The 25101-nt window shown below is 72.0% G+C and carries 21 protein-coding genes; 9 read left to right on the top strand and 12 right to left on the bottom strand.

What is annotated here, in order from left to right; all coding sequences use genetic code 11:
* Positions 1 to 18 precede the first annotated feature (18 nt).
* The 11 genes from EW117_RS14080 to EW117_RS14030 all read right to left on the bottom strand — a co-directional run bounded on the left by EW117_RS14080 (position 19) and on the right by EW117_RS14030 (position 12671).
* The gene (locus tag EW117_RS14080) at positions 19 to 4569 is read right to left on the bottom strand and encodes an AfsR/SARP family transcriptional regulator (protein ID WP_129787359.1); all 4551 of its coding nucleotides are present in this window, start codon (positions 4567 to 4569) and stop codon (positions 19 to 21) included.
* On the bottom strand, positions 4569 to 5051 hold the full coding sequence (locus EW117_RS14075) for a pilus assembly protein TadG-related protein (RefSeq protein ID WP_129787358.1): 483 nt from the start codon (positions 5049 to 5051) through the stop codon (positions 4569 to 4571). The genes EW117_RS14080 and EW117_RS14075 overlap by 1 nt, the downstream gene beginning before the upstream one ends.
* Complete coding sequence (locus EW117_RS14070; RefSeq protein WP_129787357.1) at positions 5048 to 5482, bottom strand: TadE/TadG family type IV pilus assembly protein; 435 nt, start codon at positions 5480 to 5482, stop codon at positions 5048 to 5050. The genes EW117_RS14075 and EW117_RS14070 overlap by 4 nt, the downstream gene beginning before the upstream one ends.
* The gene (locus EW117_RS14065; RefSeq protein WP_129787356.1) at positions 5482 to 5856 is read right to left on the bottom strand and encodes a TadE family protein; all 375 of its coding nucleotides are present in this window, start codon (positions 5854 to 5856) and stop codon (positions 5482 to 5484) included. Before EW117_RS14065 ends, EW117_RS14070 begins: the two co-directional genes overlap by 1 nt.
* A 4-nt stretch (positions 5857 to 5860) precedes the next feature.
* The gene (locus EW117_RS14060) at positions 5861 to 6178 is read right to left on the bottom strand and encodes a hypothetical protein (RefSeq protein WP_129787355.1); all 318 of its coding nucleotides are present in this window, start codon (positions 6176 to 6178) and stop codon (positions 5861 to 5863) included.
* Between the two features lie 85 nt (positions 6179 to 6263).
* Positions 6264 to 7184, bottom strand: coding sequence for a hypothetical protein (locus tag EW117_RS14055; RefSeq protein WP_129787354.1), 921 nt, complete (start codon positions 7182 to 7184; stop codon positions 6264 to 6266).
* Position 7185: 1 nt separating this feature from the next.
* Positions 7186 to 8058, bottom strand: coding sequence for a type II secretion system F family protein (locus EW117_RS14050; RefSeq protein WP_242504304.1), 873 nt, complete (start codon positions 8056 to 8058; stop codon positions 7186 to 7188).
* Between the two features lie 2 nt (positions 8059 to 8060).
* Entirely contained in the window at positions 8061 to 9692 is a 1632-nt protein-coding gene (locus tag EW117_RS14045) for a TadA family conjugal transfer-associated ATPase (protein ID WP_165362693.1), read from the bottom strand.
* Complete coding sequence (locus EW117_RS14040) at positions 9689 to 10597, bottom strand: CpaE/TadZ family protein (protein WP_129787351.1); 909 nt, start codon at positions 10595 to 10597, stop codon at positions 9689 to 9691. Before EW117_RS14040 ends, EW117_RS14045 begins: the two co-directional genes overlap by 4 nt.
* A gap of 5 nt (positions 10598 to 10602) precedes the next feature.
* On the bottom strand, positions 10603 to 11298 hold the full coding sequence (locus EW117_RS14035; RefSeq protein WP_165362692.1) for an SAF domain-containing protein: 696 nt from the start codon (positions 11296 to 11298) through the stop codon (positions 10603 to 10605).
* Between the two features lie 533 nt (positions 11299 to 11831).
* A complete protein-coding gene (locus EW117_RS14030; RefSeq protein WP_165362691.1) occupies positions 11832 to 12671 on the bottom strand; it encodes a sigma-70 family RNA polymerase sigma factor in 840 nt (279 codons plus the stop codon).
* A 230-nt stretch (positions 12672 to 12901) separates the two neighbouring features.
* On the opposite strand from EW117_RS14030, the gene EW117_RS14025 reads away from it, so the two are divergent.
* From EW117_RS14025 to EW117_RS13985, 9 genes are all read left to right on the top strand, one after another.
* On the top strand, positions 12902 to 13231 hold the full coding sequence (locus EW117_RS14025; protein ID WP_129787348.1) for a hypothetical protein: 330 nt from the start codon (positions 12902 to 12904) through the stop codon (positions 13229 to 13231).
* Positions 13228 to 14376, top strand: a complete 1149-nt coding sequence (locus EW117_RS14020; protein WP_129787347.1) for a conjugal transfer protein — start codon at positions 13228 to 13230, stop codon at positions 14374 to 14376. The genes EW117_RS14025 and EW117_RS14020 overlap by 4 nt, the downstream gene beginning before the upstream one ends.
* Before the next feature lie 14 nt (positions 14377 to 14390).
* Positions 14391 to 14672: a hypothetical protein gene (locus EW117_RS14015; protein ID WP_129787346.1), complete on the top strand. Its 282-nt coding sequence runs from the start codon at positions 14391 to 14393 to the stop codon at positions 14670 to 14672.
* 111 nt (positions 14673 to 14783) lie between these two features.
* Entirely contained in the window at positions 14784 to 15545 is a 762-nt protein-coding gene (locus EW117_RS14010; RefSeq protein WP_129787345.1) for a hypothetical protein, read from the top strand.
* A 6-nt stretch (positions 15546 to 15551) separates the two neighbouring features.
* The gene (locus tag EW117_RS14005) at positions 15552 to 18083 is read left to right on the top strand and encodes an ATP-binding protein (protein ID WP_129787344.1); all 2532 of its coding nucleotides are present in this window, start codon (positions 15552 to 15554) and stop codon (positions 18081 to 18083) included.
* 20 nt (positions 18084 to 18103) lie between these two features.
* The gene (locus tag EW117_RS14000) at positions 18104 to 20044 is read left to right on the top strand and encodes a hypothetical protein (protein WP_129787343.1); all 1941 of its coding nucleotides are present in this window, start codon (positions 18104 to 18106) and stop codon (positions 20042 to 20044) included.
* Between the two features lie 17 nt (positions 20045 to 20061).
* Entirely contained in the window at positions 20062 to 20670 is a 609-nt protein-coding gene (locus EW117_RS13995; protein ID WP_129787342.1) for a hypothetical protein, read from the top strand.
* Positions 20667 to 21962 (top strand): M23 family metallopeptidase, encoded by a 1296-nt coding sequence (locus EW117_RS13990; RefSeq protein ID WP_129787341.1) that lies wholly within the window; start codon positions 20667 to 20669, stop codon positions 21960 to 21962. Before EW117_RS13995 ends, EW117_RS13990 begins: the two co-directional genes overlap by 4 nt.
* Before the next feature lie 174 nt (positions 21963 to 22136).
* Entirely contained in the window at positions 22137 to 23666 is a 1530-nt protein-coding gene (locus tag EW117_RS13985) for an MDR family MFS transporter (RefSeq protein ID WP_129787340.1), read from the top strand.
* 75 nt (positions 23667 to 23741) lie between these two features.
* Here EW117_RS13985 and EW117_RS13980 read toward each other — a convergent pair whose 3' ends face one another.
* Entirely contained in the window at positions 23742 to 24986 is a 1245-nt protein-coding gene (locus EW117_RS13980; protein WP_165362690.1) for an SMI1/KNR4 family protein, read from the bottom strand.
* Between the last annotated feature and the right edge of the window lie 115 nt (positions 24987 to 25101).

Raw genomic sequence — 25101 nt, 5'->3', positions numbered from 1 at the left:
GCTCGACCAGCGACGGCCTCAGCCCCGCGGCGTCCTCTCCGCATCCGCCGCGCGCCGGCGGTCCTGCTCGTCCACCTGCGCCAGCAGCTCCTCGGTGTCCGGCTCGGGCTCCATCGCGAGCTGCTCCAGGTGGTCGCGCAGCCGGTCGACGAGCCGCCCGACGGCGTCCCGGCGTCCGGAAGCGATCTCCGCGCGGATCCCGTTGCGCCACGACCGCTCGTCCACCGGGTCGGCAAGCCGCCCCACCTGGGAGGCGTGCCGCGCCATCGCGAAGTCGCCATCCAGCAACGCCCGGCGAGCCACCTCGTGGGACACGTCCACCACCCCGGACGAGATCGTGTGCATCAGCTGCTCCGCCCACGCGTACTTGCGCAGCGGCACTCCCTCGAACGGCCGGCCGCGCACCATGTCGAGCGCGGCGAGCAGGTCCGACGTCGGCGTCTGCGACAGGTCCGGGCCGACCAGATCGCAGAACGTGTGCCAGTCCGTGCGGACCCCGCGCAGGCGGTAGCCGGCGGACTCGAGGTCGGCCTGGCCGCCGTCGTCGGTGGACCAGTAGCGCGGCAGGTACTCGTAGCCGCCCGCATCGGTGCCGAGCCAGCGCCGCGCCCGCGAGACCGCGGAGCGCCGCGTCGCAAGGTTCGGCTCGCGCGACGGCCACAGTGCCTTCGAGATGTCCGACCCACGCGAGCCCGGGTTGAACGCCAGGAACGCGATCAGCTCGGTGGCCTGACGCTGGTGCGTGGACGGCAGCTCGACGCCGCTCGTCCCGGCGAGCTCCACGCTCCCCAGCACCCGCACGACCGGGGCCGCGAGGCGCTCGGGCTGCGGTTCGGGCTGGGCCGGCGGCGGGGTCTCGACGGGCTGAGCGGTCTCGACAGGCCCGACCAGCGAACCCGACCCCGGGACCACCGGCGTACCCAGCGGCGGCGTCGCCACGCTCACGGCCGCATTCGCCCACGGAGCGAAGCTCCCGGACCGCGTGCCCGATGTCGTCTGTCCGCCCGCCGTCCCCGTCGCGTAACCCGGCGACGGCGCGAGGCCCGCCCCTTCGCCGACCGCGACGTCGGAATCCGCGGCACCAGCGCGGACAACATCCATGGGGATCTCCTCCAGCGTCGGTTCGGCGCGGTTGATCGAGCGGCTCCAGGCGGGGCCGGGTGCGGTCTCGGGGTCGGCCAGCAGGGCCAGGGCTTGGGCGTAGGTGGCGGCGTCGAGCTGTTGCGGCCGCACGGCGATATAGGCCGGCATGAGGATGCCGCGGGCGGTGTCGCCGTTGGTGAGCTCGCCGGTGAGGTCGAGGACCCAGTCGCCGACCTCGGCGCTGGAGGTCACGGCGGCAATGCCGACGCCGGGCACCCGCTCGACCAGGCCCTCCAGCTTGGTGCGCTCGACCAGGCCTAACCGCTCCCCCACGAGGAGAATCTCGGGGGTCCAGGCATCGGTCGCCAGACCGCGGCCGCGCGCATCCGTGACGGACGTGGCGCCGACCTGGGCGAGCGTGCGGTCGACGTCGGCGGCGCGCGCCTCCAGCTCGCGGATGATCCCCGCCAGGCTGGGCACGTGCCGGACCCTGCCCGTGTCGACGACGCCCGGCAGCTCGCCGAGGGTGCCGACCACGGTCACCTGCAGGTCGTCCGCCCAGAGGCTGGTGGCCAGCTCGATCGCGAGCGCCGCGAGCGTGGCCTGCGCCGCGGCGTCCGAGCCGCGGATGTCGAGGCACGCGAGGTTCTCGAGGTCGAGCATGAGGTGCGTGTCCTCGTCGTCGTGGCCGACGGTGACGAGGGCCGGGTAGGGGGCCTCGCCATCGGTGTCGGCGGCCTCCCCGGAACCGACCCGCGACGCCGCATCGGCATCGGCCGCCGCGAGCTGCCAGACGAACCGGTCGGTGGTGCTGGCCCAGGGCTCGGGCAGGTCGGCGGGGCGGTCGAGGTAGAGCTCGACGAACTCGCCGCTCTTGAGCCGTGCGACGCGCACCCCGGGCAGCGGCAGGCCACGCTCGCGGTGCCACTGCGCGAGGGTGCGCAGGGCGCGGTCGACCTGGTCGCGCCCGAACGGGTCCTCGACGGTGTGCAGGTCACGCTCGAGTGCGCCTGCCGGGGTCTCGGGCCCGGGCACGACGACGGTCTCACCGGGCACCCGGCCCTTGCGCGCGCGGCGCCGCTTCACGGCCACCAGCGCGAGCAGCCCGGCGGCGAGCAGTCCGCCGACGCCGGCCGCGGTCCGGACGCCGACCGACTCGTCGAGGTCGTCGACCACGTCGGAGACGACGTCGGTCGCGGAGTCCAGCAACGACGCACCGCCAGCCGTCGTACCGGCCGCTGCGGTGGCAGCCGTGGTCGCGCCCGCCACGTCGACGGGCGCGGACCCCGCGCCGGACGCGGACTCGACCGGCGCCACCACGGGTGGGGACGACTCGACGGCGACCTCCGGCACCCGCTCTCCGGCGACCGGCTCGTCCCCGGACATCTCGTCGGGCAGGACCTCCTCGGTCACCGCTCCGCCGGACGTCGCGGTCACATCGGAGTCCGGCAGGATCTCCGCGGGGTCCCCGGTCAGTCCTTCCGCACCGTTCTCCACCACGCTGTCCGACGCCGGGTCGCCGCCCCACGTCGTGCCGCTGCCGGACGACGTCTCCTCGGCGGGCTGCTCCGGCTCGTCCTGCGGCATGAGCTCGTCGGCGATCAGCCCCTCGCCCGGAATCGTCTCCCTGGGCGAACCGTCCTGCCGCGCCGACTCGTTCGGCTCGAGGTTCGGGTCGTTCCGGAGGTCCTCGGGCGTGACCTCGTCGTACTGCGGCCCGGGAGTCTCCCGTGGTGCGGGCGGAGCCTGCGGGACGAGGTTGCCCTCCGCGGTCTCCTCGGGGGCGGGCTCCTTGTCGGCAGGATCCTCGGCGTCGCGCCCGCCGAGACCGGCACTCCCGCTCCCGACGTCGGCGGGGTCGGGCAGACCGGTCCCCTCCCGCTCGCCGCCGCCCTGTCCCGCGCCGTCCCGGTCGGAGAGCTCCTTGGGCTGTGCGTTCTGCGCCACCCGGTTCGGCTCCGGCGCCGCAGGCGCCTCCCCGGCCGGCTGCTCGCCGGAAGGCTGCTCACCCGACGGCGTGCGCTCCACGACGTCGTTGCCCGCGCCACCCGGCTCGTCGATGTCGTCCGGCTCGACCTCGACGGCGCCCTCGGGCGTCACCTCGGCCGACGGCGCCGTCTGCTCCGGCGCCTGCTCCTCGGGAGCCGAGTCCTCCGGCGCCGAGCGGTCTGGCTTTCCGGCCGCGCCCGCAGCCGCTGCCGCGGACTCCGAAGCGTCGGGCTGCCCGGCGTCGGCGTCCTCCGGCGTCGTCTCGGTCGACTCGTCCGAAGCGTCCGGCCCGGCCGACTGGGACGGCTCGTCCGCCGACTCGTCCGCACCCGGTGAGCGCTGCGCCGCATCATCGGTGCGCGAGCCCTCGCCCCCGCCGCCCGACGTCGGCTCCCCCGCCCCGGGGACCGTCACGGTCCAGCCCGGCAGGATGTAGTCGGGATCGGTGAGCCGGGCCCCGCCCGGCTGCTCCGTGGCGCGCGACGCCTCGAAGACCTCCGGATACTTGGTCCCGTCGCCGAGCTCCTCCTCGGCGATGCCCCACAAGGTGTCGCCCGACTCGACGATCACCTCGGCCGACTCCGGCGCCGCCCCACGGTTCCGCACGTCCACCGTGCCGTCCGAGTCGTCCGGGTCGGCCTCGTCGTCGGTCGGGGCCTTCGACGGCGCGATCCCTACGGGATCGTCCTCGTCCGCGCCTGTCGAGGTCGCCGCGACGTCGGTCTCCACCGAAGCGCCCGATGCCTCCACCGGCAGCCGTAGGACCCAGCCCGGCTCGATCCAGTGGCCGGCGTCGAGCGCATTGCCGTCCGCCTGGGGGACGCCGTAGTTGAGGTCGGCGATCTGCTTGAACCGCGCGCCGTCACCCAGCGTCTGCTCGGCGATCCGCCACAGGGAGTCGCCCGGCTGCACCGTATAGGTGGCCGACGGCGCCTCGTCCGCGCGGGCGTGGCCGCCCACCTTGTCGGTAGCGCCGGAGACACCGGACGGCGCGGCGGCATCCGAGGCGACCGGCGCGGTCGCCACCGTCCCGGTCCGGCCGGCCTCGACCGGCGACGGCGCCGCCATCGCGGGCGCCACCGACGGCGCCGCGACCAGCATCGTGATCACCGCTCCGACGAGCACCGCCGCGGCACGCTGCTGCGCCCCGAGCCCGCGCACGTGCGGCGAATGCCGGCCGCGCAGCGCCGCGACCACCTCGATCACCACGGCGATGGCGAACGTCAGCCACCCGATCCAGCCCACGATCTTGACCAGCCCGAGGAGCACGGATCCCGTCACGTCGGGACTGCTCAGCGTCGAGATGATCCGGTTCAGGCTGACGGGGCCGGTCCACACCGGCCCGCCGAGTATCCACAGGCCGACCGGGATCCCGACGACGAGCGCGACCAGCAACAACGCCGCGCCCAGTCCTCTCACCACGCGTGCGCCCGTGCCCCGCTGCGGTCCACCCGGCTCACCGGTCACCGCACGGCCCTGGACTGTCGAGGTGCTCATCAGGATTCCTCCTGTCCTATCCCGCGGACTGCTCGCGCCTCGGCGTCCGCCGTGACAGTGAGCGAGCTGATTCCGATCAACGTGAGGAACGTGGTCTCGTAGGTGACCTGTGTACCCACGTTGACGGTGGCGCCGTTGACGGCCGTCACGCCGCCCTGCACATCCAGCGCGCCGAGGGTGTCGGCGGCAGCCTGTGTCGCGCGCGCGGGATCCACCTCAGGGGGCAGTCCCAGCTGCGCGCGATCGATCCGGATCTGTTGCGCGGCGGCCCGCGCGGCCTGGTCGGCGGCGTACTCGGCCTCGTCCTCGGCGTGCAGCCGCCCGCCGCCGTCGACCACCAGGCCGATGGCGATGATGAGCGCGGGCACCATGCCCGCCGCGAGGATGTTGACCTCGCCCCGCTCCCGCACCTCCCGGACGCGCGACGGCGACCCCGCCGTCCGCCCACGCAGCACCCGCATCCGCCCAGCCCCCCTGGTCATGACCGCCCCCGATAGGCGTCGAGCACCGACGTCCCCGTCGCGCTGATCGTCCGCGAGCCGGGCGCGCCCGGCAAGCCGAGGTCGCTCAGCGACACCACGCAGTCCACCCGCACGGTGATGGTCCCGACGGTCCCGAGCGGCAGGGTGAACGCGTCGGTCGTCGGTATGACCGATGTCTGCGCACAGCGCACCCCGGAGTTCAGCAGCGTCGACGTAGCGGTCGACGTCGCCTGCGCGCCCGCGACAGTCGCCGTCCGGCTGATCGACGCCGCCCGCGCGGCCTCGTTCGCCGCCGACTGCACCACGCCCTCGGCCAGCACCAGCCGCCCCGCCATCACCAGCAGCAGCCCGATGAGCAACAGCATGGGGAACACGACGGCGGTGTTGATGGCGACGTTGCCGTTCTCGGAACGATCGTGGCCGCTGCTCATCAGCCCGCCCCCGACGTGAACCGCTCCACCGGCCCGGTGGCGGACTGCTCCACCCGCAACCCCCGGAACCCCGGCACGATCGACGGCGCCAGCCCGACCACCCGAGCGGTGGCCATCTCTTCCCCACGCGTCACCGACACGTCGACCGACGCGAACGCGTCGCCCCCGCGAGCGAGGCGCGAGGCCGCCTCCGCGTATCCCGAGTCCACGCTGCCGCCCTCGACACGCGCGGCCTGGACGGCGCCGTTGGCCACCGACTGGGCGGTGTTCTGCGCGTGGAAGTAGAGCACCCCCTGCACCATCCCGAAGATGAGCATCAGGACTATCGGGTACGTCAGGACGGTCTGGATGGAGGCGGCGCCGCGTTCGTCCATAGCTCTACCCGTTGCCCCCGCCGCCACCGCCGCCACCGAGCTGGCCCATGTACTGCTGGACGAGCGCGCGGATCGCGGCTCCGAGCGCGATGGCGATGCCGAGTCCCACCACGGAAAGCACGACCACCTCGATGGACTCCAGACCGGCGTCGTCTGGCTCGCCGTCGCGCCCTGCGGCCAGCCGACGTCGGAGCTCGGCCGAGCGTTCGGCGAAGCGGGTGTTCAGGGTGTCGACGTGACCGCGCGCCGCAGCCACGCGCAACGACGCTCGTGCGGCGGCGCGCGACGCCGCCGACCGGCCCTGGCTCAGGTGCTGGTTCATGTTGACTCCTGGGGTGCTGTCGACTTCAACAAATGGGTAAGAAGCGGCTCGTGTGACACCGGGGTGCCACTGGAGGTGGGCCGGTTCAGGGCGCAGTCTGAAACATTGTGACCCCGATGGGAAATATGAGCATCAAAAAGTACACAAAAACTGTCATAGTTCCCGGCACCGTCATGCGCACCGTCGCGTCGTGAGCCAGCTGCTGCTCGACGTCGAGCTGCGCGTCGCGCATCGCCGCCGCCTTGGACTGCAGCTGGTCGTGGATGGCCGAGCCCTGGGTGCCCGCGAGCTCCACGATGGAGGCGACCTCGCCGAGCGCGTCCACCTCGACCTCCTCGCCGAGCTCCCGCAGCGCCACCCAGGGCGCCTGCCCCTCCCACCTGCTGCGTTCGAGAGCCGCCGCGATCCGCCGGAACGGCCACGACCCGGCGACCTGCGCCGCGGCGAACGTCGCCTGTGTGGCGCCAGCTCCGGAGATGCGCTCGATCGCCAGCAGCTCCAGGTACGTCGACACGGCCCGGGAGAACTCCTGGCGGGCGCGTTTGGCCTTGGCCTTCGCGTCGAGGTCGGGCAGGAACCAGGCGCCCAGGGCGAACACGAGCGCCACCCCGAGCGGCACCGACACCGGCATGCCCAGGTTCAGCAGCCCCACGCACAGCCCGAGGAACGGCACCGCCACCAGCACGATCACCGTGCCAAGGGCCTTCTCTCCGTAGTGATCCGTGGCGGTCTTGCCGATGAGGTCGAGGTCCGCGCGGGTCGGTCCCCCTCGGCCCAGCACCGCGACGGGCAGCCGGCGCTGCGCCCACGCCCCGAACACCTGGGTGTACCGCTGCGTGGCGGTGAGCTCACCGCCGTCGGACACGGTGATGGGCTCTACCTTGTCGTCACCGCTCAGCCGGTCCAGCGCGGACTGGAGCCGCGGCGTCGACGGCAGCAGCTCGCGCACCACGAGGAACAGGCCGAGCCCGGCTACCAGGCCGCTGCCGACTGCCCAGGGCCACATGTCAGGCCTCCCGCTCGTCGGGCAGGAACCGGGGGATCGGCTGCCCGAGGCTGATCTTGCGCATCCACAGCAGGCAGACGACGTACGCGCAGAACAGGACCACCGCGACGACCTGGCCGAGCGGCGAGTCGTACCCGCTGAGGTACCCGGACATCGCCGTGGCGGCCAGCACCACGAGCGTCACGATCGTCACCCAGCGCACGGTCGCGCGGCCGGTCGCGCGCTCGGTCTCGATCTCGCGCCGCGCCTTGGCCTGCGCCGACAGGGACTCGGCGAGCTGCCGGAGCGCGGGAGCCACGGCGCCGGTGCGGTTGTCGGACTCGAGGATCATCGCCGAGGCGATCATGTCCGCGCTAGTGTCGTCCATCTCCTCCGCCCACCGGTACAGCGCTGGCTTGATCGGCTGGCGGGCCTCCAGGCGCGCCACGAGCCGGGCGAGCGACGGCCGTACGGACGGCGCCGCGCTGTGCAGGGTTGCCGCTATTCCCTGCTCCAAACCGACGGCTCCGCCGGACAGCACGCCGATCAGCGACCGCACCCAGGCGGTCAGGTCGGTCAGCTTCTCGACCTCGTTGGACTGCGTGGTCGTGCGGAACAGCGAGGGCAGCCCCACGATCAGCACCGGGACGATCAGGATGAGCGACCACCAGCCGGTCACGATCCCGATCACCAGACCCGCAGCCGCGCCGATCCCCAGCAGCTTGCGCTGGGCGTACAGCGGCCCGCCCTTGGTCAGCCCGAGCAGCCGGAGCAGCCCGTGGAACGGCGGGGTGGTCCGCGCGGGCTTCGGCGTCGGCTCGTGCTTCTGCGCGCCGACGACGACGAACCACACCCCGAGGCCCAGACCGAGCCCGGTCAGCACCGCGATCAGCATGGTCACGCGTGCCCCCAGAGCCCGTCCCGGTAGTTCAGCAGGCTCGCGTCGAAGCCCACCGCCTCCAGGTCGCCGAGGAAGGACGGTGTCGTCTTCGGTACCGCGCGGCCGTCCGGACCCGGCTCGAACACGTCGGTGATCGCCACCGGGTTGCCGGCCTCGCCACGCGTCACCTCGATCACCTCGGAGACGTACCGGTGGCGGCGGCCGTCGCCCTCGGCGTCGACCCGGAGGAAGACGATGAGGTCGACCGACTGCGCCACCTGCCGGTAGGCGTAGGTCTCGGAGAGCGTGGAGTCCTGCACGGCCATGCCGACCAGTCGTTCGACGACGTCGCGCGCGCCGTCGGCGTGCACCGTCGACAGCGAGCCGTTGCCCATCTGCATCGCCTGGAACATGGACACGATCTCGGGCCCGCGCACCTCGCCCACGATGACGCGGGAGATGTTGTGCCGCAGCGACTCGTACACGTTGACGTTCGTGTTGATCTCGCCCACTCGGCGGCCCGACGTGTTCATCTCGCCGGAGCCCTCGCGCGTGCGGAGCGCGACCACCCGCTTGTGCTTCTCGGGCTCGAGGTGCAGGTAGAGCTCGTAGTCGGTCTCGATGGTGGCGATGGATTCCCAGGCATCAAGGCTCGCGCAGAGTGCCCGCAATAGGGTGGTTTTTCCAGATCCTTGACCCTGCCCCGAAACGACTATCGACTTGCGCGCCCGGACCGCCGCCGTGAGGAACTCGGCCAGCACCGTGTCGACGGTGTGGTTGCGGCGCAGCAGCTCCAGGTCCACCGACTGCAGGCGCTGCAGCCGGATGGTCACGCGCGGCCACGGCACCACCCAGCCGACGGCGGCGAGCCGCACCCGGCCGGGCAGGTCCAGGTTGAGGAACGGGTTGGCGCGGGTGAACGACCGCTCGTTGGCGGGATCGCGCGCCGCGAGGAACTGCAGGAAGTCGATGAGCTCGGCGTCGGAGTCAGCGATCGGTTCCGCGTACGCCCGGCGGCCGTCGCCCATCAGCATGAGCACGGGTGCGGTGCCCGTGATCTCGATGTTCTCCACGTCCGGTGTGTCGATGAGCGGCTGCAGCCGGCCGAGCCGGAACAGCGCGTCGAACAGCGCGCGCGTGACCTCTACCTGGTACTCCGTGGTCCAGTTCCGTTGGCCGCCGGAGAGCAGGGCATCGTTGTGGTCGCGCACCACCTGCTGGATGAGCTCCTGGCCCAGCGCCTCGCGCTGCTCCTCGTCCAGCTCGCGCGTGGCGAGCGCCGTCGTCAGCCGCGAGGAGACCTCACCGCGCAGGCTGTTGACCTGACGCCAGAACTCGGAGTCGCGCAGCCGCGGGTTGCCGGGCTGCCCGTGGTACTCCCGCCCGGCCCGGGCCACGGCCCCCACCCACGGTGAGGTGCCGCTGCCCGACGACGCGCCGCCGCTCCTCCCGGGCCCGCCGGGACGGGCGGTGCGCGCCGCGCCGTTGCCCTGCTCGACCGGAGCGACCTGGCTGTGCTGCGCCGTTGCCGACCGCCGGTCCGGGCCGGTCCCGCCGCCGGGAGTGCGCTGCGGAGGTGCGGGTGCCTGGGCGTCCGACTCGTGGAAGATCGGTAGGGAGGACAGGTCGGGGAACTCCGGTGTGCTCATGCCTCTCCCCTGCCGTCGCCGCGCCATGGTCCGGCCTGCACGGTGCGCGCGCCGCCGTCGGCGCCCCACTGCTCGGGCGGACGCCGTGGGCCCGTGCCACGGCTGGGCTCGCGTGGGCCGGTCGAGAACCGGGCACGCCGCCTCTCGGTACGGTCCTGGAGGCGCGAGATCACCGGGCCGGCCGACCGCACCAGCGGTGACGTCGAGTACCGGCGCCCCGCGGGCGCCCCCACCGACAGAACCTCCGCGTTCACGGGGTCCCAGGCCAGCGAACCCAAGGTCCCGAGGCCGAGCGTGCGGGCGATCTCGTTGGCGTCGTACGGCCGTCCGGGCCCGACGGTCAAAGCGGTGAGGTTGGTGAGCTCGCGCGCAGCGGCGTCGACGACCGACGTCCGGGACTTGACGAGCTCGCGCGTCACGGCGATGTCGGGCAGGCGCGAACCGGTGGTGATCAGCACCTGGTCCGCCAGCCGGACTATCGGCTCGCGGTCCTCACGGACGGCGCCGCCCGTACCGAGCCGGCCGAGGTCGACGAGGACGTCGATGCCGCCGCGCTCGAGCGCCACGAGCTGGTTGGCGAGCGGCCCCCACAGGTTCGCGACCGCTGGGGCGGTGTGCGGGCTGACGATGCCGGGCAGCAGCTTCTTGTCCGGATCGTTTCGAACGAGCGGAATGGTCTGCTCCCAGAACGAGGCTTCGAGGTCGCCGTGCGAGTGCGCGATGGCGAGCGGCTGCAGGCCGCGGTCGTGCGGGAGCTGTCCGCGGAAGTACCCGGCGAGGATCGACGATCCCGCGAGGTCGGCCTCGACGAGGAGCACCGGCCGGGGCCACTGGAGCGCCAGCACGAGAGCCGCCGTCGTGGTTCCCGGCGAACCCTTCGCATTGGCGAGGGCAACGAGGGCCACGCGAATCACCCCGCCCCGACGGCGTCGATCACGATCGCGACGCGACCGGTCGCGGCGCGGGCCGCGAGCGCCGCGGCGTTGTTCGACGTGACCTGCACGTCGACGACCATCTGGTCGCCGAGTGGCGACGGCTCGGAGCGGATCACTGTGGCGGCGATGCTGAACGGTGCCTCGGTCGGCGGTTCCCCGCCGGTCGCCGGCGTCTCGACCACGCGTACCGCGTCACCGGGCCGCAGGGCGGTGATCGGCATCTGGCTGGGCGCGAGTGCCACGCCCACGATCGACTGACCGGTGGGCGGGCCGAGCTCGTCCACGGCGTTGGCTTCCGTCAGGAGCTGCCCCGGGCTGAGGTCGGTGGCGGCGATCTTGCCGACCATCAGATCGAGCTCGTCGGCGGAGATCGACTCCAGCGCGCTCGGGCCTGTGGGCAGCTCGGCGACCGTGAGGTCTCCCGCCTCGATCACGGTGCCGCGTGGAATCTCCTGGGCCACCGCGAGAACCCGGAAGGTCTGACCGAGCATGGTGGTCAGATAAACAACGGCGAGCACGCTCAGCGCCACGAGCGCGAGACCCAGGGCGATGAGCGCAGGACGGCGTCGGGCGCGCGTCGGTTTGAGCGGCCCGGGGGGCGCGGGTCGCTGGGGTCTCGTCGCGGACCGGGCGTGCTGATCCTGGTTCGCGACCTTCGTGCCACTGCTCACCGTGCCGTCTCCTCCGGGCCCGCCGGCGGAGTCCGCCTCGGGTTCTCCCGGTGCGGGACCCGTCGAGGTTCCCATGTGTGCGCCTGTCTCCACCGTGCTCCTGCCCGTGCGTGCGAGGTAGTCCCTGCGTGGTGTCACCGCAGGTAATCCTCGACCACACGGGCGGACCCGGCAGGTTGAACGCTAATCAGGGTTCAGGATGCCCGCTAGGTCAAGGAGACTTCAAAGTTGTGGAGATGACTTGAATATTGAGTGACCCTCAAACGATCTGACCCTTACACGCCAGAACCACAACCGTGGTGTTGACTTCGCAGGTCAGCCCGTGAGAAAAGCCTCCCGCACCACGGGGTGTCCGGACAAACCGTGGGGGCGGTCTTTACGTTTGCTGTGTGCGAGGGAGGCACGTCGGCGCGCAGCGGTGTGCGGACAGAACGAGAGGGCCCCGCTGGCGGTGGGGCCCTCTCGCGATGAGGCGGACTTCGGACAACTTCAGGGCTTCACGCACCCCCCAGTGCTCAGCCTGTCGGTCGTCGTCACCCCTCACCGTCCCGTTCGCCCGGCTGTCCCCCAGACAGACCACCGGACTGAACGGCTTCCGCCAGCCGTCGCACTGCGCGACTCGCCCGCTGGCGCAAGGCTGCGTGCGAGATGCCCAGCTCGTGGGCCACCCGCCGCTGATAGTTCCCGCGACCCGAGCCGAGCTCGGCGTACTCCGGGAGATCGGGGTCCGGCGCGTACAGCCGCGCCAGAAGAGCTGACTCGTCCTGCGTCAGGACGCCCTTGTCGAGTCCCCACGCGATGACGTCGAGGACCTCGCCAGTGGTGCCGAGCGACATGCTCGCGAGCGAGTAGACCGCGTCGGGTCCGGGCTCGGGCGTCGTCGGCCGCTCGAGGACGGCCAGTGTGTCCGTGTCGGTGGGGATCTCCGCCACCCGGGGTCCGCGGCTGGCCCGGCCACCTCGTGCATGCGGCGCCCGGTCGCCGACGACGCGCGTCAGGGTGTGCCCCTGCAGCCGCATCGCGACCCGGCTGCTGCGCTCGAGGTCGTAGTGGGTGATCGCGTCCCACATCGCCGCGGCGGCCTCCTGCTCGAGGTCCTGCACGTCGGGATAGTGGCGGCGTGACCGGCGGACGATGGTGCGCACCGCGGGGAGCATGCACTGCAGCACCGCACGGCCGGCGGCGAAGCTGCCGCTCGCGTGCTCGACGATGAGCGCGTACAGCACCCTGTCGGCGTCGTCGGGGGCGAGCTGCACGGTGCCACCCGTACGCAGTCCGGCGAGCTGCGGGAAACGTCCGACGAGACGAGCGATCTCCATCGCGAACGACCGCGTGCGGACCAGGTCGGCCCAGTCATGGTCAAGCTCTCGCATCAGCGTTCCTGATGCCGGTGCAGGCATACGTGCAGGCATGGCGGTTCCCCCCTCCGTTCAGCCCCGAGTCCACCGAGAGGGTGTTGCCCGCCACTGTTGCCCGCTCGGTTTGCTCTGGTGTGACCTGCGTCACAGTCAGCCAAAACCCGGGGACTACCGATGTCACACGAACTCGTCACCTGCCATTTGTGCTCAGCAGACGCAAGAGACGGAGAAACGGGAGAGGCGAGATGAGCAAGGACGAGCTCGACCAGGCGCCCGGCGCCGGACTCGGCAGCACCGACCTCGGCAGCGCGGGCGTCCGCAGTGCGGATCCCGAAGCCCCGGACTTCGACCACACGTGGTCCCTGCTCCGGGACACCGCCGAGGTGCACGCAGCCCGCGGCGAGGTGGCGCCCGTGGTCGCCGACCTCATCGCTTCCCTCTCCGAGGATCCCCTCGGCGAGGAGGACACGACGGCTCGCCTGACCGAGGCGCTCGACAGTCCCCGGGTGCGTAGCGCCCGTGAGGCCCGCGAGCGCATCCGGGCGGACCTGCAGAACGAGGTGCGTACGCGATGAGCTCGCTCCTCGTCCGCCGGCGCGGCAAGAAGGCGGCCAAGCCGGCCGAGCTGCCCGCCCCGGCCGACGGCGCTTCCAGTCCCGCCTCGCCCTGGGCCGGCGGACCCGACCAGCCCACGACGCCCCCATCGTCGTCGGGCGGCGGTGACGGCGAGAGCCAGCCCCCGCAGGTGGTGGAGTGGTCCAACGGACCTGCCCTGGTGACCAAGGCCTGGGGCGCCCTGCTCGCGCTGGCTCTGCTCGCCGGTCCCGCCGCCCTCGTGTGGACCGCGCTGCGGCCCGAGCCCGCCCCGGTCGCCACGGCCGGCGGCGCGGCGGTCTCGGCCGAGACCGCCGCCGCCAGCGAGCGGGCCGTCGAGCTCGTGGAGACCTGGCTGCGGGCGGATGCCGACGACCAGCAGCTGATCGCGTCCCTGACCAGCGCCCCGGTCGGCTCTCTCCCCCAGGAGGGTCTGACCATCCGCGACTCGTCGGTGGCCCAGGTCGAGCAGGCGGAGGACGGCGTGTGGTCGGTGACGGTCGGCGTGGACGTCGCGGAGCCGGCCCCCGGCTCGACGCCGCCGGCGTCGGGCGGTACCGGTAAGGCCGACAAGGAGGCGGAGGTGCCGCTCGTCTGGGTGCGCCGCTACTTCCAGGTGCCGGTGCTGGTGGACCGCACCGAGACCGAGTGGTCCGGGCCGAACCTGGCCGTGACCGCCCTCGCGCTGCCCTCCCCCGTGCCCGGGCCGGCGGCCGCCGCCGAGCCGCCGAACCTCGACTACCCCGAGACCATCTCTCCGACGTCGGGCGCCGGTCAGTCCGCCGCCGGGTTCCTCACGGCGATGATCGCCGGCGAGGGCGAGATCACGCGCTACCTGCGCCCCGGTACCTCCATCTCGGCGATCACCCCCGCCCCGTACGCAGCCGTGACCGTGACCGACATCAAGGGGACGCACGAGGTCACGGAGGACCCGGCCGACAACGACGGAACCCACGCCCTGATCACCGCCGAGCTCACCCGGCTCGACGGCGACAAGACCACCGCCCAGTACGTCCTCACGCTCCGTGGGCGTGACGGCCGCTGGGAGGTTGCCGGCCTCGAGCCGGCCGTCCGTATCGACACCACGCCATCCGGCACGATCGACCCCGGCACCGCCGGGGAGTAGCGAAGGAGAAAATCATGACCAACGAGATCGTTATGGCCGGCTTCCTCGACCTCATCACCGTGAAGTCCGAGGAGGTCAAGAGTGCTATCGAGTCGGTGACCTTCGTCGTCGTCATCCTCATGGTCGTCATCACCGCGGTGAAGACCAAGATGTCGATCGCGGCGATCCTGATGTCCGCGATCGTCGGCGGCATAGTCCTGTGGCTCGTGAACGGCGGCATCAACGTCACCTCCGACCTCGCCCGGGACGAGTTCAACTCGGCTCCGGCGATCGTGAACACGCAGACAGTCCTCTGACGGTCCAGGGGGCGACAGGGCACGACGTATGGGCACGACGCTGAGGGCACGGCGCAGGGTTGGTCAGGTGGGCGCGTTCGCGCGCCCGGCACGTGGTGAGGAGGGTGTCCGGTGACCGAGACCGCGAAGTTCTACACGAAGGCCCGACGCATCCCCATGCTGGTGGGGAAGCTACCCAGCGGCGGGCGCATCTGGGGTGGCCCGTACACGATCACCCAGGTCGGAGCGGGCGCCGTGGTGGCGTTCACGCTGTGGAAGACAGCTCCGCTGTGGGCGCAGCTGGGCGGTTTCATGAACATCGTGGTCGCCGTCGGGGTGGTCGTCGGCGTCGTCTGGGCCACGGGCAAGCTCCCGAGCAGCGGCCGCAACCCCATCGCGTTCGTCATGGACGCGATGAACCTGACCTCCAGCCCGGGGCGTCTGGTCGGCGGGCAGGTCGCACTGCCCAAGCCGCGCCTGATGACCCACCGGGTGATGGTCGTCCTTCCCCCGTCGCCCACCGTCGCCGCGCGGCCCACCGAGCCCGCGAGCGGACAGGTCCGGCAAGCGCCGCGACCGGCCGAGCCGGCGCGCGTGGTGGAGATCCGGCCCATCCCGACCGAGCTCCTGCCGGCGCTGACCGGGCGGGGTCCCGCGGACGCCACGTACGAGGGCAGGCAGCTCCAGCCGGCGCCCGAGTCGGCACCGGAGCCGCAACCCCGGACCCAACCGGACAGGCGCTCCCCGGCGGACTGGGCAGCGGCGGCCGCCACGGTGGCGGACGACCGCAGGAGCGCCGACCTGACCGGCGTCGGGAAGCTGCTCGCCGGGAAGCTCCAGAACACCGACGACTCCACCAGCAGCACAGCACCCACCACCCCGCGAGAGGACTGAGCCCCCATGCTGAGCCACATCTCGGCCCTGACCGACGGCCTCATGTGGACCCGCACCGGGACCGTGTGGGCGGTCTGGCGCGTGTCACCCGTGCCGTACGCATTCCAGCCCGACGACAAGAAGCACGCCGCCCGGCGGCACCACACCGCGCTGTACCGCGCGCTGCGGGGAGAGTCCCTGCACCTCGGCCTGACGGCGGCCACCGACCCGGCGTCGGTGGTGCTCTCGATGATCGAGGGTGTCGACCTGACCGAGCGCGAGGCGTGGGCCGCGGAGTGCGAGGCCACTCTCGACTTCCTGGAGCAGATCCCGATCGGCCGGCGGGTCCACTGGATCGCCGCGCCCCTGGCGAACCCGGGCGCGAAGGCGTTCATGGAGCCGCTGCACGCGAGCTGGACCACGCTGCAGGACACGTTGATGATGCCCCGTTCCGTGCCCGGCAGGCACGCGATCGGCGAACGGGCCGCACAGGCGGAGGCACTGCGCAAGGAGATGCCCTCCGCGTTCGACCCGCGGCCGGCGACGGTGGCCGAGATGGCGTGGATGTTCGGGCACGCGATGCAGCGTGGCCTCGGGCTCGACACCGCGGTGCCCGTCGACGGCTCGCTGGACGCGGAGATGCACCTGTCGGGGCCGTCGGTGCTGCCGTCCGCGCTGGTGGACCCGGCCGGGCAGACCGACTCCGAGAAGAAGCTGGGCCCGCTGCAGATCCTGAAGCGGCCCTACGTGAAGGTCCTGGACCCCACCAACCCCGACCTCGCCTCCTACCAGACGACGCTCGTGGTGAGCGATACGCCGTCGGGCGGGATCATCTACCCGGGGTGCGAGTGGATCGGGCGCGTCGACGAGTCCGGCGTGCCCTGCGACTGGGCGATCCGCATGACCGTGCGCTCGCGCGACGAGGTGACCAACCGCAACCGCCGCGCGGTGCGCACCCTGAACGACCAGTTCGACCAGCGCTCCGAGGAGGAGCGCGCCGGGTCGTCCCTGGACACGACGGCGCGGGCGCTGGGCGAGTACCAGGCGGTGATGGACGCCGACGAGCTCGAGGTGGAGGTCGACGCCACCACGATGTTCACGGTCTCGGGCAACACCCCCGAACAGGCGCTCGACGACGCCCGCGACCTCACCAAGTACTTCGCCGCCATGCAGTTCTCGCTGCGGACCGACCCCACCATCCAGCCGACGCTCTTCGAGGCCACCCTGCCCGGCATGCCGACGCCGCGCGCGGTGCGGGAGTACTCGCAGATCACGACGGCGCGGGCGTTCTCGGCCGCGGTGCCGTTCGCGACGACGGAGCTGGGCGACACCTCCGGCGCACTGTTCGCCCTGGAGATCTCGAACGGGGCCGCCCGGCCGAACCCGGTGTTCGTGAACCTGGCGGGTGCCACAGACAAGCTGGACGTCGCGCTCGCGATGGGGTTCGTCGGGGAGCTCGGATCGGGCAAATCGGTCAGCATGAAGACCGTGGCCATGGACAACGTCGACATGGGCGCCACGCTCATGGCGGTGGACCACACGGAGATGGGTGAGTGGGGCATCGCCGTGTCCGAGATCCCCGGCTCGCAGGTCGTGGAGATCTCCGAGGACGCGACGGTCTCCATGGACCCGCTGCGCATCCTGCCGCCCGCGCAGGCGCCGCGGGTCGCCCGGTCCTTCATCACCGTGCTGCTGTCTGTGCAGACCAAGTCCGAGCAGAACGTCCTGCTGTCCAAGGTGCTGCAGACCGAGTACATGTGGCGCCACAAGATCACGTCGCTCGGCTCGCTCGCGCGGCACCTCGAGACGGACTGCGAGTACCCGGGCGCCAAGCTGCTCGCCGACGAGATGCGGATCTTCTCCGAGCTCGACTTCGGGCGCGCCCTCTTCGACGACACCCTGCCACCGCTTGACCTGAGCTCGCCGGCGATCGTGCTGCACACGCACAAGATGCAGCTGCCCTCGCGGGCCGACATGGAGCACGGCCACCTGTTCGCCGAGCTCAAGGCCGAGAAGGTGTTCGGCCGCGCCACGTTCGCGCTCATCGCCGCCCTGGCCAGGTACCGCTGCTTCGCGGACCGCTCACGGCTCGACATCTTCGCCGCCGACGAGGCGTCCAAGACCATGTCGTCACCCGAGGCGGCCGAGGAGATCGGCACGTTCATCCGGGACGGCCGTAAGCACAAGGCCGCACTCCTGCTCGGCAGCCACGACGCCGAGGAGGACTTCGGCAACGAGGTCGTGCGCGGGCTGATCCCGTTCCGGGTGCTGCTGCGCCACCGCGACGCGAACCTGGCCCGCCGCGGCCTGCGCTGGCTGCACGGCCTGTCACACGACGCGCCCGTGGACGAGGGCTTGGTCAAGCTCATCACCGAGGGCACCGCCCCGGTGACGGACGCCGCCGTCGGCGTGGTCGAGGAGCGCCGCGGCGAGTGCCTGATCCGGGACTTCCAGGCCCGGTACGGCCGGGCCAAGGTCATGGCGCCGCTGGTGGAGACGCGCGCCGAGACCGTGAAGACGACGCCGACCAGCTCCACCGGTGCGGTGATCGGGGCATGATCGGGCTAGCGCCCCTCCCGATGGCCGATCCACAGGGTGGGCTGAATCTGGAGGACACCCAGGGCGTGGCCGTCGACCGGTTCACGCTCCAGTGGGACACGGGCTCGCCGTGGAACCCGCTGAACGTCGACTCCGAGATCTTCTCGACCCTCGCCGGCATGTTCTGGGTCTGGTACCGCGACATGGTCGCCGTGCAGGTCTGGGTGCTCGACTGGGTGCTCGGCATGGACTGGCTGGGCTACCTCCTGGCGCCGCTGGCCGGGCTGAGCATCATCGTGCAGGGCATGATCGCGCAGATCGGCCTGCTCAACCTGATGCTCATCATCCTGGCGTTCGTCGTGGGCTTCTGGCTGCTCAAGGGCCGGTACGCGGGCGGGTTCATGGAGCTGCTCATCGGCTGCCTCATCGCCGCCCTGGCCACCACCTTCCTCGCCAACCCGATGGCGACCATCGGCGGCGACCAGGGCGTCATCATCCAGTCGCGCGACGCCGGCATGGACATCGCCACCGGCTTCGCCACCGAGGGTGCCTCGTTCGAGCAGGACTCCACGGTCATCCGCGACGGGCTCAAGGGCCAGCTCGTGGACACGCTGCTCCGCGTCCCGCACCAGATCATCAACTACGGCTCGGTCATCGACGGCACGGGCTGCGAGGACACGTACACCGAGAACGTCGGCCGGGAGGACGCCGTCGATGCGATCGGCGGCTGCGACGACGCGTACCAGGAGGCGGCGTCCACCGTCGACGCCGGTACCGTCGTCTCCACGCTGAGCCTGCTCACCACGGGGTTCGTGTTCCTGCTGCTGTCCGTGGTGATCGTGGGCGGCACCATCTTCGCGGTGGTGCTTCTCGGCTGGTCGGCGATCAAGCTGCTCTGGCAGCTCCCCGTCGGTGTCATCTCCAGCGGCACCCGCGCCCAGCTGTTCCGCACCTTCGCGAGTGTGCTCTTCGGCTGCATCCTCGTCGCGATGGCCACGATGTTCCTGGTCGCGTGGATGAAGATCCTGCTCGGCTTCTACGACGCCACGAGCGGCCTGCCCTTCCTCGTGCGGCTGTACCTGTTCAACACGCTGGTCATCGCGGGCGCCGTCTTCTACGTGCTCATGGGTGCCAGCGTGCGGGCGGCCCTGCGCGGCCTCGCGGACAAGCTGGCCGCCGCCGGCGTCCCCTCGCAGGTGGGCGAGCCCGCCGCGATGCCGTGGGACGGCACCGCGAAGTGGCGCGACCGCTACAACAAGGCAAGGGAGTGGGCGGGCGTCGGGCTCGGCCCGGCACCCGTGCAGCCGCACGGCAACGCCGTCGACGTCGATCGCGACGACGTGCCCGCCGCGGGCCCCTCCACCATGGACGGGACACCGGGCGGCGGCTCGGTCGGCAGCACCACCGGCGGCGTGGCCGGCGACGACAACCGCACCGTGCCCATCCCGGTCGACGGCTCCGGCGCTCCCGCCGGGTCCAACGGCGTCCCGACCGACGGGAGTGGCGGCGGCAACGCCTGGACCACGGCGGCACGCGCGGTCCAGGACGGTTCGCCCGACGGACGCCCCGGCGCGGACCCACCGGCGGACGGGTCGAACGCCGGCGAGAAGGCGTCGAACGAACCCGGCCCGCACCTGCCGCCCACGGCCGGCGAACGCCTCAGCGACCGGCTGGGCAGCGCGCGCCGCGCGGGGACGTCGATAGCGCTGCAGGCGGGTGCCATGGTGACGAGCGGCGGCACGTCCGCAGCCGCGGCTGGCGCCTCCAAGGCGCTCAGCGTGGTGCGCAAGACCAAGCAGGCCAAGCAGATCCTCGGCGCGGCGCGTGGCCTCGGCCGGCGCGGCGAGCGGTCGCAGAGCGCGGCCCGGCTGGCGGAGTCGCTCAACGCCGCACGCCAGGGTGCTCCGCAGGCCGGTGCGCCGCAACCGTCGGCCATCGTGCACAATCCGGGCCGGCGCCAGATGCGAGGGCTGGGCCGCTGATGAAACGAGCAGTCGTCGTGACGATCACGGTGATCGCCCTCGCGATCGGGACCTGGATCGGCTGGCCCCGCGAGGGTGGCCCGATCGACCCCACCGCGCAGGAGAGCTCCGGCGTCGTCACTCCGAGAGGTCAGGACGACTTCGACGATCCCGTGGGCACACCGGACGACCAGGCGGGCGACGCGACCGCCACCGAGGAGGTCGAGGGTGAGCCGGAGGCCGGCGATCCCGCCGTCGAGGTGACGGCCGAACCGGAGTTCGACGAGACGGCGCCCAGCGAGCCGGTCGAGGCGACGTGGGACGACGCCGTCCGGACGGCCGCGCGCGAGGCCGCCCTCGCGACCATGACGGCGTTCGCCGCGACCGACCAGACGGCGACGGCCTGGTGGGACGGGCTCAAACCGCTGCTCACGCCGCAGGCGCAGCCGGTCTACCAGGACGTCGACCCGCGGCTCGTACCCGTCACCGAGGTGACCGGCGCGCCCGAGGTCACCGACGAGACGTCCACCCTGCTCGCCGAGGTCGCGGTGCCCACCGACATCGGCCCCTACACGGTCCTCCTGACCCGGGCCGACGGCGCGGCACCCTGGCTGGCCGAGCAGATCAGGCCTCCGGAGGGGTCGTGAGCGGGCGGAGCGCCGCCGGGCTCGCGACACGGGTCGCGACACAGGCCGTCCGGTCGCGCGGAGGACGTCCGGGCAGGAAGAAGGACGACGCGACCAGGCGCGCCGTGCTCGTGCTGGCCGTGCTGGCCGCCGCCGTCCTGGCGGTGCCCGCGGCGGTGATCGCCATGGTCGTGCTGGTCGGCGGCGCGGTCAGCGAGAACCAGTCGCAGAACAGCTGCAGCCTGTCGGCCTCCGTGGTGCCCGCGGGTGACCCGGCCACCTCGGCCGGCGGCTTCACGGGCGAGCAGCTGCAGAACGCCTCCGTGATCCTGCAGGTCGGCCAGGAGCGCGGCGTTCCGGGCCGGGCCCAGGCGATCGCGGTGATGACCGCCCTGGGCGAGTCCGGCATGCGCAACCTGTCCTACGGCGACGACCGCTTCGGCGTGCGCAACCCCGACGGCACGCTGACCTCCTCGATCGGCATGTTCCAGGAACAGAAGTGGTACGGCACGGTTGAGGAGCGGCTCGACCCGGTCCAGTCGTCCGGCCGGTTCTACGACCGCCTGCTCGCGGTGACCGGCTGGGAGACGCTCGAGCCGACCATCGCGGCACACAAGGCGCAGCGGAACGCAGACCCGTACCACTACCAGCAGTACTGGGACCAGGCCCTGACGGTGATGCAGCTCGTCAGCGGGGCGGACGAGGAGGACCTCGCTGCGCTGTCCCAGTCCATCCAGGGCGCCGCGGCGGGTGCGCCCTGCATGAGCGGTTCGATCGGCCAGGCGGCTGTCGGCGCCGGCGGGTGGGCCAACCCGGCGGTCGGGACCAAGGCGTCCGGGTTCGGCCCGCGCAGCACGGGCATCGCCGGGGCGTCGACGTACCACCTGGGGCAGGACATCGCGGCGGCGTGCGGCACCCCGGTGTACGCGGCGGCCGCGGGGCGCGTGGTGATCTCCGGCGCGACCGGCTGGGGCACGGGCAACACGATCCGCATCGAGCACGGCATGGGCCTCGACTCGACGTACGGCCACCTCCTCACCGGCACCAACGTGGTGCGGGTCGGCGACACCGTGCAGGCCGGGCAGCAGATCGCCTCGATGGGCGGTGACTCCCGCATCGACCCGGCGGGCGCCGGCACGTCGTCGGGCTGCCACCTGCACTACGAGGTGCGGATGAACGGGCAGGCGGTGGACCCGGAGCCGTTCATGGCGGGGCAGGGCGTGACCCTCGGCGTGGCCGCGCCGGTCATGGAGTCGGTCGCGCCCGGCGACGCGCAGGACGACGTGGAGCCCGCGGACGCGACAGGGAACTGACGCAGCACATTCCCTCGGACCGATGATTTCTGCTGACCGCAGACGTCGATAAAAACAGGTCGCGATCGTCGGCGGGAATACCCGACGATGGTCCGGCGTCGTTAGACGTAGGTCGTGTGCAGTGTCGCTCTCGATCTCGGCCCGCGCGCACCGTACCGAGAGGGCAAGGCTTATATGAGTACCGAAACGATCGACACGTCCGACCACCTGAGCGATCCACCTGGCAACCAGCCCTCCTCGGGCGACACCGCGATCGAAGCACCCGTCGAGTCCCGCAGCGACAAGCTGGCTCCCGGCCACTTCCGGGCCATCGCGCTCCTCATGGCGAGCGCGTTCACCGTCATCCTCAACGAGACCACGATGTCGGTAGCGCTGCCGCCGATCATGGCCGACCTCGGCGTCACCGCCACGACCGGCCAGTGGCTCACCACCGCGTTCATGCTGACGATGGCCGTGGTCATCCCGGCGACAGGGTTCCTCATCAACCGGCTGGGCACGCGCGGTGCCTACCTGCTGGCGATGTCCCTGTTCACGCTCGGCACCGCGCTCGCGATGATCGCACCGGGCTTCCTGATCCTCGTGACCGGGCGTGTCGTGCAGGCAACGGGCACGGCGATCATGATGCCGCTGCTCATGACGACCATCATGACGATCGTCCCACCGCACATGCGCGGCCGGATCATGGGCAACGTGACGCTGGTGATCGCACTCGCGCCGGCGCTCGGCCCGGCACTGTCGGGTGCCGTCCTGGAGCCGCTGGGCTGGCGCGGCGTGTTCGGCGTCGTGCTGCCGATCTCCGCGCTCGCCCTGGTCGCGGGCATCCTCTGGATCCGCGACGTGTCCGACAAGGACACGCACCACCTCGACCCGCTGTCCCTGCTGCTCGCGCTGGTCGCGTTCGGCGGAGTGGTCTGGGGCCTCTCGGGCCTCGGCGAGGCCGCGCAGCACGCCGCACCGGTCAACCCGTGGATCCCGCTCGCGGTGGGCCTCGCGGTGCTCGGTCTATTCATCTGGCGGCAGATCGCACGGCAGCGCACCGAATCCGCGCTGCTCGACCTGCGCACGTTCCTCGAGTCGAACTTCCGCGTGGCGGTCGCGATCATGGCGATCTCGATGATGGCGATGTTCGGCACGATGATCGTGCTGCCGCTCGTCCTGCAGGAAGCTCTGGGTATGGCGCCGCTGACCGTCGGCCTGCTCATGCTGCCGGGTGGTGTGGCGATGGGCGTGCTCGGCCCGGTGGTCGGGCGGTGGTACGACCGGTTCGGCCCGCGGCCGATCATGATCCCCGCCACGGCGGTCGTCACCGTGGCGATCGGCGCGTTCGCGTTCATCTCGCCCACGACGTCGATCTTGTACATCCTCGGCGCGCACATCCTGCTCATGATCGGTCTGGCCTCCGTGTTCACACCGCTGTTCAGCGCAGCGCTCGGGGTGCTCAAGCCGCACCAGTACTCGCACGGTTCGGCGACGATCAACACGGTGCAGCAGGTGGCGGGTGCCGCTGGTACCGCGCTGTTCATCGCGATCATGACGATCCGGTCGGCGTCCCTGACCGAGGGCGGGTCGTCCGCCGCGCAGGGCATGGCAGGCGGCGCGGGCCTGGCCTTCGGGATCGGCGCCGTCCTGATGGCGCTGACCATCGGGCTGGCGACGCTGATCAAGCGTCCTGAGACCGACGGCGAGTTCCAGGGCGGTCACTGATCTGACTGGCCACCGGCCGTAGGCATGACGAGGGCGGAAACCCAGACCAGGGTTCCCGCCCTCGCCGTATCTGGCTCACGCCTCCCGGCCCCCAACGTGCGGACGCCGCACGGTGGTGACCTCGATCGGCGCCAGCCCGCGCAGCTCGAGCAGCCGGTTCGCCACGGTGATCGTCTCGGTCAGGGCCGGCGGGTGCGCGCGGTCGGGTACGAAGCCGGCTGCCTTGAGCGTGTCCGGGACAGTTCCGGCGTCGAGCCGTTCGGTCCATTCAGCGGGCTCGAGGTTCATGAACTCTGCCTGCTCGTCGAGCTTGTCGGGACCCCGCTCCGTCCGGCTCGCCCCGTGCGACGGTTCCGCCGAGCCTGCCGTCCGCCCCGTCAGCAGCGCGGCCAGGCTCTCTGCGCGATACGCCGCCCCGGCGTGCAGCTCGTGGTCCAGGAACACGAGCTGCCCCAGGTGCCCGTTCTCCCCCGGCGCGAGGTCGACGGCATAGACGTTGCCGGCGCCGTCGGTCCCGACGGGGAACCAGAGCGGCGAGCCGATCGCCGTCTGCACCCGCCCCTCCGGATCCTGGGGCGCGGACGTCCCGGCGTCGGCGGTCCAGGTGCTGAAGCGAGCGGCAGGCAGGAACGCCTCCCGGAGGAAGCTGCCGCTCAGCGGCACGATCTCGAACCCGCTGAACTGACCGGCGTCGGCTCCGAGCTTCAGGTTGCCCGACCCGGCCGTGGCATACAGGGCGCGCACCTCTTCCGGCAGCCGGACGCCGTCGGGCAGAGCGGCCTCGGCGGCGGCGATCTCCTCGGGTGCCGCGCCGACGGCGCCAGGCATCCGGTCCGCGATCACCCGCCGCACGACGTCCGGATCGGCCGACAACGCCGGGGCGGCGTCCGGGGACGGCGCGATCGTCTCGCGGTACCGCGGCGGAAGCGCTCCGGGCTCCAGCACGACCTCGAGCACCGGAGCACCCGGCCCCGAGACGACGGCGGACGACAGAGCGATCAGCTCGACCACATCACCGTCGGGCCGCACGCCGGCGCGGACCCGCACGGGACGCTCGACGTCGGGCGAGAGCTCGGCGACTGCCCGGAGCGCGTCGTCGAGGTCGGCCTTGGGACCTCTGCCGCCGGTCTTCGCCGCTTCGCGTGCGAGCACTCGGAAGTTGTCCCGGCGCGCGTCGGGGTCGCCGTCGTCCAGGTAGGTACCCTGCCATGCGCCACGACCGACGGTGCCCACGAACTCGCTGATCTCCGTCCCGGGCGGCGCGGACCGACGTAGCGCCTCGACGAACGGTTCCCAGGACTGCCAGTCGGTGAGGCTCACGGGATCCATGATGCCGTCTGATGACCGGTCCGTGGCTCCGGGCGGCGCTTTACTAGTTTCCGGACTTTTGAATCATTGCTGTAGGCATGTGGGCTCGTCGTTCCGTAGACTCCAG

It is taken from the genome of Promicromonospora panici (assembly GCF_900608595.1).
GTDB classification, from domain to species: domain Bacteria; phylum Actinomycetota; class Actinomycetes; order Actinomycetales; family Cellulomonadaceae; genus Promicromonospora; species Promicromonospora panici.
The sequence above is the reverse complement of the archived record's forward strand: the minus strand, read 5'-3'. Positions and strand labels throughout refer to the sequence as shown.

Coding starts and splice junctions, on each gene's coding strand:
- EW117_RS14020 (WP_129787347.1), top strand. CDS start 13,228: ATGAGCTCGCTCCTCGTCCGCCGGCGCGGCAAGAAGGCGGCCAAGCCG.
- EW117_RS14065 (WP_129787356.1), bottom strand. CDS start 5,856: ATGGACGAACGCGGCGCCGCCTCCATCCAGACCGTCCTGACGTACCCG.
- EW117_RS14000 (WP_129787343.1), top strand. CDS start 18,104: ATGGCCGATCCACAGGGTGGGCTGAATCTGGAGGACACCCAGGGCGTG.
- EW117_RS14060 (WP_129787355.1), bottom strand. CDS start 6,178: ATGAACCAGCACCTGAGCCAGGGCCGGTCGGCGGCGTCGCGCGCCGCC.
- EW117_RS14015 (WP_129787346.1), top strand. CDS start 14,391: ATGACCAACGAGATCGTTATGGCCGGCTTCCTCGACCTCATCACCGTG.
- EW117_RS14075 (WP_129787358.1), bottom strand. CDS start 5,051: ATGACCAGGGGGGCTGGGCGGATGCGGGTGCTGCGTGGGCGGACGGCG.
- EW117_RS14025 (WP_129787348.1), top strand. CDS start 12,902: ATGAGCAAGGACGAGCTCGACCAGGCGCCCGGCGCCGGACTCGGCAGC.
- EW117_RS14055 (WP_129787354.1), bottom strand. CDS start 7,184: ATGTGGCCCTGGGCAGTCGGCAGCGGCCTGGTAGCCGGGCTCGGCCTG.
- EW117_RS13985 (WP_129787340.1), top strand. CDS start 22,137: ATGAGTACCGAAACGATCGACACGTCCGACCACCTGAGCGATCCACCT.
- EW117_RS14030 (WP_165362691.1), bottom strand. CDS start 12,671: ATGCGAGAGCTTGACCATGACTGGGCCGACCTGGTCCGCACGCGGTCG.
- EW117_RS14080 (WP_129787359.1), bottom strand. CDS start 4,569: ATGAGCACCTCGACAGTCCAGGGCCGTGCGGTGACCGGTGAGCCGGGT.
- EW117_RS14045 (WP_165362693.1), bottom strand. CDS start 9,692: ATGAGCACACCGGAGTTCCCCGACCTGTCCTCCCTACCGATCTTCCAC.
- EW117_RS14005 (WP_129787344.1), top strand. CDS start 15,552: ATGCTGAGCCACATCTCGGCCCTGACCGACGGCCTCATGTGGACCCGC.
- EW117_RS14070 (WP_129787357.1), bottom strand. CDS start 5,482: ATGAGCAGCGGCCACGATCGTTCCGAGAACGGCAACGTCGCCATCAAC.
- EW117_RS14050 (WP_242504304.1), bottom strand. CDS start 8,058: ATGCTGATCGCGGTGCTGACCGGGCTCGGTCTGGGCCTCGGGGTGTGG.